We start from the raw sequence: 12939 nt of genomic DNA on the forward strand, positions 1-12939 counted from the left end.
GGGGCTATTGTTTGGCCGCTCGATTCAGGGTTGCCTCGACGTAGCGCAGATTGGAGAATCTTTGCTTTATATGGCTTGGCACTGACGCCAGTACCCCTACGGCATCCATCAATATCGAACGAAACGCTACCCTTTGATCTCTAGCAGCGCCTCCGCCCCATTTGTTTGATATCTCCGCAAATAGCCTCATTGTAGATAGCGGGTGATATAGATCATCATTCCGTCGACGCAGGACCGACGTCAGTAGTGACATGGCTCGTTTCTCTCGACTCAAGTTATCGGAAAACCCAAATTCGAGCGATATACTCAAAAGCAATTTTGCTTCATGCGTTTCTATCTGATACGTGTTATAGTTTGGCCTTCTCTTCGCCATACCATAAGCCGTTTCAACAAATTTAGACGCAATGTCGAAACGTTTCCCCGTCATGTTGGCGATGGAACGTTGAACTAGGAATAATGGATCCTTGGTGGCCACCTTAAGTTCACGACATTCGTCATAAAACTTGTCCATATGATTTTCGATGTATCGGTTATTACCAAAAATCTTTGAATATACTGAAAATTTGAGTAGACCACGCGTCAACGCGTCAAAATCTGTATCGTCATAAAGATAATCACTGATGTAACGCAATGCCCTCTTGGCTACATCGAGCGTCGTTTCTATGCCAACAGAATTTGACAGCACGAATTGAGCTAGCGCCGGCGAGCCGAATAGTATTTCTCCAGCTTCTATCCTAATAATATCTTGTAGATTTCCAACTGCATAGGCGTCTCTGATACGCTCATACGAACCGCTAAAATTGGACAATTCGGTAGCTACATGAAGTTTACTGAATCTACTGAATCCAGCCACAGTTAAAAGAGCCCCCAGCACGGTTAGATCAAATATATCTTTGGGGATATTTCGTAGACCATTAAGATAATTTTCTACTCGATCATGAAGTGCGCCGCCCTCGTAAAGACTAAGGACAACGTCTCTCATTTGTCCTTTACACTCATTCTCGATAAATTTCTTCTTACCATCGCTCGTAAGCTCCGCTTTAGAGCCCAAAAGTCCATTTACTTCTAGATACTTAACGATGTTAATTATTTCCGAATTTGACACCAAGTTAAGATCAATTTCAACAAATCGACGTTTACCGAGGCGCTCATCAATAACATGGCGCGACGTCTCAAACAGGGATGACCTGGCCGACGTTATAAGTCTTATATTTTTCTTACTGAGATCTAAGATTTGACTTATAATCCTATTATATCGACTAATGTCTTCTGCTATTATTAAATAATTATCCGTTGAGTTATTTATAAACGAAATAATATTACTAACATCTTCGGGTTCACCTAAAAGCTCAAATATTCTAAAACCGCCCAATGCGTGCGCAAAAGCGATTTGCCAAATAAATATTGTCTTCCCATTCCCTACACTGCTATGAATTACTACTGGGGCAGTATCTGAAAAATTACATGCTCTTGAGAGTTTTTCTTTCGCTCGAGCGATTGTATAAGACCCTACACCTCCATCTATATCGTTTCTGGAAAGTTTGTCGGCTTTTAAGAGCCCTCCAACTAAAAGACGATCAATATCCACCGCACTAATTTCCGCTTTATCTTTTACGTCAAAACGAAGCTCCTTCAAGTCAGATGGGCATTCAATGCTGCCGTCATAAGATCGTTTCAGCTGTATTTGGCCAAGTAATTTAGCGAAACCGTCAGTTCCAATTTTCGAAATATTCCCAAATCTCGCTAATCTGTTCTGAACTGGGCCGGTCATATTATCAGATTCGATAAAAAATATTTTCTTAAAACAAAGAGGTGGAAGGCTTCCAAGCAACCTTCTGATATCAACATCGCGCAATGAAAAACCGATAAAATATACGTTATCCGCAGAAAGTATATCGTCATTGAAACGATTAAACCAATGACCGCCGCGCAAAAACGGTGATGCATCGCGCTGGCTTTCAGTCAATAGGAATTGGCTTTTAAATGCTTCAGGAGACAACGATGTTACATGACCATACACGTGCACAATTTGAGTAACTTCAAGAGATGGTGGTTCAACTTTTTCCGAAATAACCTTATTTGTATATTTTTTTCCTATATTATTACAACAAATCTCAATTACATTATCGTAATTAGTGGTGTATATCCTATACCAAGGCTGTCCTATGATTATCTTCTGCGCGTCGGTTATCGTTCTACAATGAAAATTATCGTGTATTAAATTAATCAATGAATATTCGTCAAAATGACGAAGATATTCTTCGGACGCTGAATCTATGTCATAGTCACGTCGATCTGATATTTTGCATTCTTCGAGCATTAAATTCATAAGTTCCGTGGCGTCATTCATGGGACGTCCTGATGTCGAAATTGACGACTTCGAGAATCCCGCACCAAGGAACAAAATTGAATTACCGCGTCCAATCTTGCTTACGTCAACATCGACACTCATCGCCGCCTCATCTTAAATAAACAGCTGTTCGAATATCGTAGGAAGAACTGGTGGCCAATGTCTAGCCCGCCCGCGCGAGCCAGACATCCATCACCCAGCCGGCGCGGACCTTCACCGCCGCGCGGGCCGCGCGGATCGTCGCCGCCACCGCCGGCAGCGGGCCGGCGAGGAGGCGTTCGTCTTGCGTGCCGAGATTGGCCGCCCAGAACACCTCGCCTGCCCAGCCGCGCGCATGGAGCGCGGCAAGGCCCGTGCCGTCGTCGAGCAGCACGGCGAAGGCGGGGGCGTCCGGCGTTTCTTCCGCCACGCGCCGGCCGGTGGTGAGCAGCACCGGCGCGCCGACGCCGTTGAGAGGGATGCGGTGCGCGGCGCAGAGCAGCTGCAGGGCGGTGAGGCCCGGCTCGACCTCCAGCGCAAAGCCCTCATGCCCCTGCGCCGCCAGCACGTCAGCGGCGGCTTCCGTGACGCGCAGCGTCGAATCGTAGAGCATCGGGTCGCCCCAGACGAGCAGCGCCGCCGTCTCGTCAGGCTGCATGTCGCGGATCACCCGCGCGAACAGCGCGGCGCGCTCGCCATGCCAGGCGGCGACGCTGGCGCGGTAGGCGGCGCGGCCAACCTCGCTTTCCCCGGCTTCCTTCTCACCGTCACCCGGCAAGGCGGGGCGCACACGGCGCGGGCTCGCCAGCTCGACGAGGCGATGGCCGGGCTTGCCGAAGCGGGCGATCAGCGCCGCCCGGCGGGCCACCAGAGGCTGCGCCGCCTCGCCCTTGTCGAGCAGCAGGAACAGGTCGGCGCGGGCGATCGCCTCGGCGGCGCGGAAGGTGAGATGGCCCGCCTCCCCCATGCCGATGCCGATGACGAGCAAGCTGCGCATGGGTCAGGGCGCGGGCGGGGTGTCGGAAGCGTCGGCATCGCGGGCGGCGAAGACCCGCTTGGCGACCATCAGCGCGTTGAGCGCCGCCGGGAAGCCGGCATAGAGCGCCATCTGCATGATCGCCTCCACCACCTCCTCGCGGCTCGCGCCGCAAGTCAGCGCCGAGCCGATATGCACCTCGAGCTCGCGCTCGGCATGGCCGAGGCAGACGAGGCCGGCGACGGTGGCGATGAGCCGGGTGCGCAGATCGAGCCCCGGCCGGGCATAGATGTCGCCATAGCCGAACTCGAAAATGTAACCGGCAAAGTCGGGCGCGATGTCGGCGAGGCTCGCCATCACCTGCGCGCCCGAGCGCCCGGTGATGGCGGCGAGCAGGATTTCGCCGCGCGCCCGGCGGTCGTCCGGCAGCACCTCGGGCAGGGGGAGCGAGGCCGGGCGCGGCGCGGTGGACGCATCGGCCGGATTGGCCTCATTGGCCTGACTGGTCACCTCATCGAACCGCTTTTCACCCTCATCGGCCATCGCCAAAACCCCCTCAGCGCGGCCGGCGCCGCTCCGCGATGGCGAGCGCCGCCGCGACGCTCGCCGCGACATCGAGCGCGGTGTTGTCGATGATCTCGGCATCCGCGGCGGCGATCAGCGGGGCGCTGGAGCGCGAGCTATCGCGTTGATCGCGCTTGCGAATATCATCCAGCACGCTCTCCGGCGTCACGTCTTCCCCGCGCCCGACGAGCTCTTTGTGGCGCCGCGCGGCGCGCGCTTCCGGGGTGGCGGTGACGAAGATCTTCACCGGCGCATCGGGGGCGATCACCGTGCCGATGTCGCGCCCGTCCAGCACCGCCCCGCCCGGCTGGTGGGCGAATTCCTGCTGTAGCATCAACAGCTTGGCGCGAACTTCCGGGATCGCCGCGACGCGCGAGGCGGCCTCGCCGATCGGCCCGGCGCGCAGCGATTCGGGGTCGAGCGCCGAGAGATCCAGCGCCCCCGCCAGCGCGGCGAGGGTGTCAACATCTTCAAAATCAACGGCTTTTTCCAACGCCCCGGCACCGACCGCGCGGTAGAGCAGGCCGGTGTCGAGATGCGGCAGGCCGTAATGCGCGGCAAGGCGCCGGGCGATGGTGCCCTTGCCGGACGCGGCCGGCCCGTCGATCGCGATGATCACAGCGCCGCCTCGATCACCGCCCCCATGCCGCGCATCAGCGGCAGGAAGCTCGGGAACGAGGTGGCGATGAAGGAAATATCGTCCACATTCATGGGGTTAGCGGTGGCGAGCCCCATCACCAGGAAGCTCATGGCGATGCGGTGGTCCATATGGGTTTCCACCGTCCCGCCGCCGGGAACGCTGTCGCGGCCGGTGACGATGAGGTCGTCGCCCTCGATGCGCCAGGTCGCGCCCGCCTGCTCCAGCCCCGCCGCGACGGCGGCCAGCCGGTCGGATTCCTTCACCCGGAGCTCCGACAGCCCGTTCATCCGCGTCTCGCCGGCGGCAAAGGCGGCGGCGACGGCGAGCACCGGGTACTCGTCGATCATGGAGGGCGCGCGCTCGGCCGGTACATCGACGCCGGTGAGGCGGGAGGCCTTCACGCGGATGTCGGCGACGCTCTCGCCGCCCTCGACCCGTTCGTTCTCATAAGCGATGTCGGCGCCCATCTCCTTGAGCGTGATGAATAATCCGGTACGCAGCTTGTTGGTCATGACGCCCTCGACGACGATCTCCGAGCCCGGCACGAGCAGCGCCGCGACCACCGGGAAGGCGGCGGAGGACGGGTCGGACGGCACATGGATCGGCGCCGGCTTCAGCTCCGGGCGGCCCTTCAGCGTCACCTTGCGGCCATGCATGCCATAGGGCTCGACCGTCACCTCGGCGCCGAAATGGGTGAGCATGCGCTCGGTATGGTCGCGGCTCGCCTCGGCCTCGATCAGCACCGTCTCGCCGGGCGCGCCGAGCCCCGCCAGCAGCACGGCGGACTTGATCTGCGCCGACGCGACCGGGCTCTCATAGGTGATCGGCACCAGCTCGCGCGGGCCCTTGAGGGTGAGCGGCAGGCGCCCGCCCTCGGCGGCATCGACCACCTGAACGCCCATCTTTTCAAGGGGATCGAGGATGCGGCGCATCGGCCGGCGGCGCAGGCTCGCATCGCCGTCGAAGGTGGCGGTGATCGGGTTGCCGGCAACCACGCCCATCATCAGCCGCGAGCCGGTGCCGGCATTGCCGAAATCGAGCACGCCGGCGGGCTGGGTGAGGCCGCCGACGCCGACGCCGTTGACCCGCCACTCGCCCTCGCCGAGCCGCTCGACCGTGGCGCCGAGCGCGGCGCAGGCGCGGCCGGTGTTCAGCACGTCCTCGCCTTCCAGCAGGCCGGAGATGCGGGTCTCGCCCACCGCCAGCGTCCCGAAGATCAGCGCCCGGTGCGAGACGGACTTGTCGCCGGGCACGCGCACGCGGCCCGACAAAGCGGGCGAGCGGCGGGCAAGGGCGGGGACGGGCGCGGAGGCGTGGCTGCTCATGGAAGGGCCTTTCTGGCGGCGCGGCGGGCGGGCGGCCGGCACCGCGGCGTCCCCCTGTCGAATGCGCGCCCCTCCTAGCACGCGGGGGTCATCGGCGTCACGGGCGGCAAATGCGTGCTTGACTCCACAAGTTCCGCGGTTCAATGGGAGCACCCCTTCAATCACCACCTTCCGAGGTTCTGAACCGTGGTGAAAGCTGAACTTGGCACCAAGCGCATCTGTCCGGTCACCGGGCGGAAGTTCTACGACCTGAACAAGGATCCGGTGATCTCGCCCTATACCGGGCAGATCGTTCCGATCACGGCCCCTGTCACCCGTGGCGGGAGCCGGGCCGAACCCGTGCGCGCCACCGAGGAAGCCGAGGTCGAGGATACGGCCGAGGTCGAACTCGTGTCGCTCGAGGACGCCGACGAGGAAGCCACCGGCACCGCCAAAGTGGCGGCGACGGAGGACGACATCGATATCGACGACGAGGTCGAGACCGATGACGACGACACCTTCCTCGAAGAAGACGAGGACGGCGATGATGACGTGACCGATCTGATCGGCGACGGCATCGAGGACGACGAGGAAAGCTGAAACCCTGGGGATGGTGCAAAACTCTCCGACAAGGGTCTTGCAGTCTCATCCTCCATGTGGTTTACGACCATCCCGCCCCGGCCACTTGCCGGAGCGGCCGCCGGGTAGAAGACCCAAGCGCCTGTTTAGGCAGCGCGCAGCCCGGCAACCCCCGGTGGGGCCATAGCTCAGTTGGGAGAGCGCTTGAATGGCATTCAAGAGGTCGGCGGTTCGATTCCGCCTGGCTCCACCAAATCTCCCCGATCGCGCGCGATCGCTCTCAACACCCCTCCGTTTCTGACGTGCTTGCAACCGACGCCACGGGCCCGCGTTGATCCGTCGCGCCGGGCGGTCCGTATCCCCGGTCTGTCACCCGCGGGGAAACGCCATGGCGATCTACGTCCTTTCCTATCTCGCCACCGGGCTCGCGTTTCTCGCGCTTGATTCGGTCTGGCTCGGCACCATGGCGACGCGGATCTACCGGCCGCTGATGGGCGATCTGGCGCAGGACGGCTTCAGCCTCGCCCCGGCCGCCATCTTCTACCTGATGTACATTGTCGGCATCGTGATCTTCGCCATCCATCCCGCCATCGTGTCGGGCAAATGGACCACGGCGCTGGTCTATGGCCTGCTGTTCGGGCTGATGGCCTATGGCACCTATGACCTGACCAACCAGGCGACGCTGAAGAACTGGCCGACCGCCCTCACCGTCATCGACATGAGCTGGGGCACCTTCGCCACCGGCGTCTCCGCGACGCTCGGCTTTCTCGCGGCCCGTGGCCTCGGCCGCTGGATGGGCCTTTGAGGCTCTAGCGGGCCCGACCCGGCTTCTTCGGCGGACCGGGCCAGAAGCTGTTGACGCGGGCCATATAGGCGCGGAAAGCGTCGCCGCGCGAGCGCAGCATATGCGCCTCGGTCGGCGGAATGCCGGAGGCATGGACCAGCAACCAATACATCAGCGCCGGCCCGGCCAATGCCGCATAGCCGACGAGATAATCGCCGCCGGTGTCGATGGCGAAGAGCGGGTAGGCGACCCACGCCATCCATTCAAAAAAATAGTTCGGGTGCCGGCTCACGCCCCACAGGCCGGCGTCGCACACCTTGCCGCGATTGGCGGGGTCGGCGCGGAAGGCCGCGAGCTGGCGGTCGGCCAGCCCCTCGCCGGCCACCGCGACAACGATGACCAGCAGCCCCAGAACATCCCACACGCTGCCGAAGGGCATGGGCGCGTGCGCCGCCGCCATCACCGCGCCGGCGAGGACGAGGCCGCAAACCGCCTGAATCTGCAGAAAAAGGAAAAGTCGGCTCGGCGCCGACGGCCCCCATTCGCGCACCAGTTCCGCATAGCGCGGATCGTCGCCGCCCTTGAGCGTGCGGGCGAGGATGTGCGAGCCGAGCCGCAGCGACCACAGGCCGGCGGCGGCGGCCACCACGATCTGCCGGAGCGTGGGTGATTCGGGGGTGAGCGGCAGAAGCGCCAGCGTCACGGCGGTCAGCCCGACCGCGAAGGACCAGACGGTATCGACCCAGCCATGGCTGCCGGTGCGCCGCGCGAGCACCCAGGCGAGCGTCATGGCCAGCGCCATGACGCCGAGGGCGGCAATCAGAATGAGGAGGAGGGTGCCGGCCATCAGGGTCGGCTCCCGGTCAGATGCGCGCGATGGAAGTCAGCAGCCGGCCAAACATGCCGCCGATGCGCATCTCGCCTTCCATTGCGGTGAGGCAGATGCATTCGCCATCGGGATCGACCACGGGCTGGTGGTCGATCTCCGAATCCATCTCGCTGAGGTCGCCCGGCCGGTACTGGCCGAAACCGTCCGAGAAGGAGCCGGTGAGGATCTGGGTGAATTCCAGCCCGGTATGGCCGTGCTCGGGTAGCTTCCGGCCCGGCCCGACGCGCAGCAAAGTGAGCCGCGCGGAGCGGTCATGAGGCAAGGTGAGGGAACTTGCCCGCACCCCCGGACCGAGCCATCGCCATCGGCCCATCTCGCAGCCGCGCAGAGGGGCGGGCAGCGGGATGCCGCCGGGCAGGGTCGGCGCCGGCTTGCGCGGCGGGGCCGGGCGGCGCGGGGCCTGCGGCGCATCGATCTGCGCGAGAAGGCGGGCGAGCGCCTCCGGCTCCATCGGCTCAGGCGTCACCTGCTCCAGCAGGGCGCCGCCCATGGCCTCGAAGGTGCCGACGCGCGCCTGGCAGGCCGGGCAGCTGGCGAGATGGGTGGCGATCACGAGGCCAGGTGCGGCCGGCAGGCGGCCGGCGGCGTAGCGCAGCAGGGTTTCGTCGCTGGGATGATGCTGGATGCTCAAAGCTGACCCTCCAGCATGGCGCGCAGCTTGCCGAGGGCAAGGCGCACGCGCGACTTGACCGTGCCGAGCGGCAGGCCGAGTTCGCTGGCGATTTCCGAGTGGGGTTTTTCGTTGAAGAAGGAGAGGCGGACAATCGTCGCCTGTTCGGGAGAGAGGCTCTTCATGGCAATGCGCAGGCGTTCCTCGCGCTCGGCCCGTATCAGGAAGGTTTCGCCATTCTGGACGTCGTCGACCGTCTCTTCCGGCTCCACATCGGGAGCGGAGGTGGTCCGGTCGCGCCGCAGATAGTCGATCCGCAGGTTACGGGCGATGGTGAAGATCCACGTCGCCGCCCCGGCGCGTTGCGGATCGAAATAGGTGGCCTTGCGCCAGACCGAGAGCATGGCCTCCTGCGCCAGTTCCTCCGCCACGGCATTGGGGAGGCCCGAGCGCAGCAGAAACGCTTTCAGCCGCGGCGCGAAATGCTTGTAGAGCAAGGCGAACGCCTGTTTGTCGCGGTCAGACGCAATCAGGACGATCAGCCGGTCGAATTCTTCCCTATTCGGCATGGCGCCGCTCAAGGCAACATCCGTCACGATAGGGCTCCGCAACCCAGTGCGGCTTCCCGACAGTTTCGACCGATGGATGGCTGGCTCTGCATTCATGCCCCTCTTACGCCGCCGGTTCGGTGGCGGATCACCTTTTACCTCGGTGATCTATCGTCAACACGGTAGCGTATAGCGGAAACAACTTCGATCCTATCGCTTGCCTTGTCTGGGAGATCGCCGGTGACTTTGCGTATCGAGCCTGCATCGCTTTCTCCCGCGCGGCCGCGTCGACTGGACGTGGCGGTGGTGGGTAGCGGCGTCTCCGGGCTCTCCGCCGCCTGGCTGCTGTCGCAGGCCCATAATGTGACGCTCTATGAGGCCGAACCGCGGCTGGGTGGCCACGCCCATACTCGCGATGCCGCGGGGCTCGCGGTCGATACCGGCTTCATCGTCTACAACACCCCGACCTATCCCAACCTCACCGCGCTGTTCGAGCATCTGGGCGTCGGCACGCAGGCGACCGACATGTCCTTCGCCGTCTCGCTTGATGGCGGACGGCTGGAATATTCCGGCGCCAACCTGCCGGGCCTGTTCGCGCAGCGGCGCAATCTGGTTCGCCCGCGCCACTGGGCGATGCTGCGCGACCTGCTGCGCTTCTACCGCGAGGCGCCGCGCGACGCGGAGAGCTTCGAGGGCAGCCTTGCCGACTATCTCGACGCCAATGGCTACAGCCTCGCCTTCCGCGAGGACCATCTCTACCCGATGGCCGCCGCCATCTGGTCGACGCCGGCCGGCGAGGTCGGGCGCTATCCCTTCACCGCCTTCACCCGCTTCTGCGCGAATCACGGATTGTTGAAGCTCACCGGCCGGCCGATCTGGCGCACGGTGCGCGGCGGCAGCCGGGAATATGTGAAGCGGCTGCATGGCGCCATGCGCGGCGAGGCGGTCACCCGCACCCCCGTCGTGGCGGTGCGCCGCGACGCCCGCGGGGTCGAGGTGATCGACGGGGACGGCCATCACCGCCGCTTCGACGAGGTGGTGCTGGCCTGCCACGCCGATCAGGCACTGCGCCTCATCGAGGTGCCGACCGCGCGCGAGCGGGACGTGCTGGGCGCCTTCAGCTATTCGGTGAACGAGACCGTGCTGCATTCCGACCCGCGCCTCATGCCGGTGCGCCGCCGCGCCTGGGCGGCGTGGAACTATCTGGCGCAGCAGGAGCGGCCGGGGGCGCTCTCCGTCACCTACTGGATGAACAAGCTGCAGAATCTGCCCGGTTCGACGCCGCTCTTCGTCACCCTCAACCCGCTGACGGAACCGCATCCCGAGACCATCCACTACACCCAGAGCTACCGCCACCCGGTGTTCGATGGCCGCGCCATGGCGGCGCAGAAGCGGCTCTGGTCGCTGCAGGGCGAGGGCGGCGTGTGGTTCTGCGGCGCCTATTTCGGCGCGGGCTTCCATGAGGACGGGTTGCAGGCCGGCCTTGCCGTCGCCGAGGCGCTGGGCGGCGTGCGCCGGCCGTGGAATGTCGCGCAGGAGAGCGGGCGCATCCATGTCGGCCCCGCGCCCTTCCGCCAGTTCGGCGGCGGGGTGGCGGCATGAGCTGCGGCGACCAAGCCGGCGCGGCCCGCGAGACGGCCGCGCCCGAAGGTCCGTCACACGGCTCCGCGCTTTATGCCGGCGCGGTGATCCATGCCCGCCTGCGCCCGCGCAAGCACCGGCTGCGCTACCGGCTGTTCTCGCTGCTGGTCGATCTCGACGAGCTGCCGGCGCTCGACGGGCGGCTGCGTCTGTTCGCGCATAACCGCTTCAACCTGTTCAGCCTGCACGACGCCGATTACGGGCGCGGCGACGGCACGCCGCTCAAGACCTATGCCGAAGAGGTGATGCGCCAGGCCGGCCTCACTCCCGATGGCGGGGCGATCCGCCTGCTGACCATGCCCCGCCTGTTCGGCTATGCCTTCAACCCGCTCAGCGTCTATTTCTGCCATCGGGCGGACGGCACGCTCGCGGCCCTGCTCTATGAGGTGAACAACACCTTCGGCCAACGCCACAGCTATTTCATCCCGGTGGCGCCCGGCGAGGGCGCCGGCGGCACCATCCGGCAGAGCGCGGCGAAGTGCTTCTATGTCTCGCCCTTCATGGATATGGGGCTCGACTACGCCTTCCGCGTCGAGCCGCCGGGCGAGGCCTTCACGGTCGCCATCACCGCCCATGACCGCGAGGGCCCGGTCCTGGTCGCCGCCCACCGCGCGCATCGCCGCCCGCTCACCGACGGCACGCTGGCGCGGGCACTCTTTTCCTATCCGCTGCTTACGCTCAAAGTGATGGCCGGTATCCACTGGGAGGCGTTGTTCATCTGGGCCAAGGGGATAGGCTTGCGGCGACGCCCGCCGCCACCGGCGGACGCGGTCTCGCTTCCGGCCGCCCCGCTCCCAGCCCCGCTTGCCGCCGCCCCCCTCCCGTCCACTCCGCAGACCCCGAGGATCGTGCATGCTGACTGAAAGCGACCACGTCACGGCCACCGCCGAACCGGCGCGCAGCGATTCGTTCATCGGCCGTCTGGTGGTCGCGCGCCTGCTCGCCACCGTGACGCTGGGCCGGTTGCATGTGGTGCTTCCCGGTGGCCAGCGCCTGAGCGGGCGCGGCGCCGAGGCGGGGCCCGAGGCGACGCTGGTGCTGCACCGCTGGCGGGCCATACGCCGCCTGCTCGCCGGCGGCGATATCGGCTTCTCCGACGCCTACATCGACGGCGACTGGACCAGCCCGGACCTCGCCGCCCTGATCGAGCTCGCCGCGCTCAACCAGGCGCAGATGACCCGCACCATCGCCGCCATGCTGCCGCTGCGGCTGTGGAACCGGCTGAGCCACGCGCTGAACGCCAATTCCAAGCGCGGCAGCCGCCGCAACATCGCGTTCCATTACGACCTCGGCAATGATTTCTACCGGCTCTGGCTCGACCCCTCCATGACCTATTCCTCGGCGCTGTTCGAGGACCGCACCCAGTCGCTGGAGGCCGCGCAGCAGGCCAAGATCGCCCGCATCCTCGATCTGCTGGAGCTTGATGCGGGCGATAGCGTGCTGGAGATCGGCTGTGGCTGGGGCGGCCTTGCGGGCGCCCTGGGCGACGCCGGCGCGCAGGTGACCGGCCTCACTCTGTCGCGCGAGCAGCTCGCCCATGCCGAGCAGCTCATGATCGAGCGTGGCCTGTCCGATCAGGTGGATCTGCGCCTGCAGGACTACCGCGACGCGGAGGGTCGCTATGACCGCATCGTCTCCATCGAGATGATGGAAGCGGTGGGCGAGACCTACTGGCCGGTCTATTTCGGCGCGCTGCGCGAGCGGTTGAAGGAAGGTGGCGTCGCCGTTCTTCAGGTCATCACCATTGCCGAGGACAAGTTCGAGTCCTACCGCCGCGACCCGGACTTTATCCAGCGCCACATCTTCCCCGGCGGGATGCTGCCGACCAAGAGCGCCATTGATGGACTGGCGGCGGATGCCGGGCTGACGCTGGAGCGGGCCGACCATTTCGGCATGGGCTACGCGCTGACGCTGGCGGAATGGCGCCGGCGCTTCCACGCGGCCTGGCCGGAGGTGCAGCGCCTCGGCTTCAGCGAGCCGTTCCGCCGGCTGTGGGACTATTACCTCGCCTATTGCGAGGGCGGCTTCCGGGCCGGCGTCATCGACGTCGGCCTCTACAAGCTGCGCGGCTGACG

General features: G+C 63.8%; 13 protein-coding genes and 1 tRNA gene. 6 read left to right on the forward strand and 8 right to left on the reverse strand.

Annotated elements, in window-relative coordinates:
• Positions 1 to 4: 4 nt before the first annotated feature.
• The 5 genes from OU996_RS04475 to aroA form a co-directional block, all read right to left on the reverse strand.
• Positions 5 to 2350 carry an SIR2 family protein gene (locus OU996_RS04475; RefSeq protein WP_267584450.1) on the reverse strand — a complete coding sequence of 782 codons (2346 nt, stop codon included), beginning with the start codon at positions 2348 to 2350 and terminating at the stop codon, positions 5 to 7.
• A 163-nt stretch (positions 2351 to 2513) separates the two neighbouring features.
• Positions 2514 to 3326, reverse strand: coding sequence for a precorrin-6A synthase (deacetylating) (gene cobF, locus OU996_RS04480; RefSeq protein ID WP_267584451.1), 813 nt, complete (start codon positions 3324 to 3326; stop codon positions 2514 to 2516).
• A 3-nt stretch (positions 3327 to 3329) separates the two neighbouring features.
• On the reverse strand, positions 3330 to 3848 hold the full coding sequence (locus tag OU996_RS04485) for a carboxymuconolactone decarboxylase family protein (RefSeq protein ID WP_267584452.1): 519 nt from the start codon (positions 3846 to 3848) through the stop codon (positions 3330 to 3332).
• 13 nt (positions 3849 to 3861) lie between these two features.
• Positions 3862 to 4488, reverse strand: coding sequence for a (d)CMP kinase (gene cmk, locus OU996_RS04490; RefSeq protein WP_267584453.1), 627 nt, complete (start codon positions 4486 to 4488; stop codon positions 3862 to 3864).
• Entirely contained in the window at positions 4485 to 5834 is a 1350-nt protein-coding gene (gene aroA / locus OU996_RS04495; protein ID WP_267584454.1) for a 3-phosphoshikimate 1-carboxyvinyltransferase, read from the reverse strand. Before aroA ends, cmk begins: the two co-directional genes overlap by 4 nt.
• Before the next feature lie 186 nt (positions 5835 to 6020).
• On the opposite strand from aroA, the gene OU996_RS04500 reads away from it, so the two are divergent.
• The 3 genes from OU996_RS04500 to OU996_RS04510 all read left to right on the forward strand — a co-directional run bounded on the left by OU996_RS04500 (position 6021) and on the right by OU996_RS04510 (position 7197).
• Complete coding sequence (locus OU996_RS04500; RefSeq protein ID WP_267584455.1) at positions 6021 to 6413, forward strand: TIGR02300 family protein; 393 nt, start codon at positions 6021 to 6023, stop codon at positions 6411 to 6413.
• 156 nt (positions 6414 to 6569) lie between these two features.
• Positions 6570 to 6645, forward strand: a tRNA-Ala gene (locus tag OU996_RS04505).
• 135 nt (positions 6646 to 6780) lie between these two features.
• Positions 6781 to 7197: a DUF2177 family protein gene (locus OU996_RS04510; RefSeq protein ID WP_267584456.1), complete on the forward strand. Its 417-nt coding sequence runs from the start codon at positions 6781 to 6783 to the stop codon at positions 7195 to 7197.
• A 4-nt stretch (positions 7198 to 7201) separates the two neighbouring features.
• On the opposite strand, the gene OU996_RS04515 is transcribed toward OU996_RS04510, so the two are convergent.
• From OU996_RS04515 to OU996_RS04525, 3 genes are read right to left on the reverse strand one after another with little or no spacing between them, the layout of a single operon-like run.
• Positions 7202 to 8023, reverse strand: a complete 822-nt coding sequence (locus OU996_RS04515) for a DUF1295 domain-containing protein (RefSeq protein ID WP_267584457.1) — start codon at positions 8021 to 8023, stop codon at positions 7202 to 7204.
• 16 nt (positions 8024 to 8039) lie between these two features.
• Positions 8040 to 8696: a ChrR family anti-sigma-E factor gene (locus OU996_RS04520; protein ID WP_267584458.1), complete on the reverse strand. Its 657-nt coding sequence runs from the start codon at positions 8694 to 8696 to the stop codon at positions 8040 to 8042.
• Entirely contained in the window at positions 8693 to 9244 is a 552-nt protein-coding gene (locus tag OU996_RS04525) for a sigma-70 family RNA polymerase sigma factor (protein ID WP_267584459.1), read from the reverse strand. The genes OU996_RS04520 and OU996_RS04525 overlap by 4 nt, the downstream gene beginning before the upstream one ends.
• 219 nt (positions 9245 to 9463) lie before the next feature.
• Here OU996_RS04525 and OU996_RS04530 point away from each other — a divergent pair, with 219 nt between their 5' ends.
• The 3 genes from OU996_RS04530 to OU996_RS04540 are packed head-to-tail and all read left to right on the forward strand — an operon-like array spanning position 9464 to position 12937.
• The gene (locus tag OU996_RS04530) at positions 9464 to 10825 is read left to right on the forward strand and encodes an NAD(P)/FAD-dependent oxidoreductase (protein ID WP_267584460.1); all 1362 of its coding nucleotides are present in this window, start codon (positions 9464 to 9466) and stop codon (positions 10823 to 10825) included.
• Complete coding sequence (locus tag OU996_RS04535; protein WP_267584461.1) at positions 10822 to 11727, forward strand: DUF1365 domain-containing protein; 906 nt, start codon at positions 10822 to 10824, stop codon at positions 11725 to 11727. The genes OU996_RS04530 and OU996_RS04535 overlap by 4 nt, the downstream gene beginning before the upstream one ends.
• Positions 11717 to 12937: a class I SAM-dependent methyltransferase gene (locus OU996_RS04540; RefSeq protein ID WP_420712696.1), complete on the forward strand. Its 1221-nt coding sequence runs from the start codon at positions 11717 to 11719 to the stop codon at positions 12935 to 12937. Before OU996_RS04535 ends, OU996_RS04540 begins: the two co-directional genes overlap by 11 nt.
• Positions 12938 to 12939: the final 2 nt, after the last annotated feature.

Origin of the sequence: Ancylobacter sp. SL191, from assembly GCF_026625645.1 — a bacterium.
In the GTDB taxonomy this organism is placed as follows: Bacteria; Pseudomonadota; Alphaproteobacteria; order Rhizobiales; family Xanthobacteraceae; genus Ancylobacter.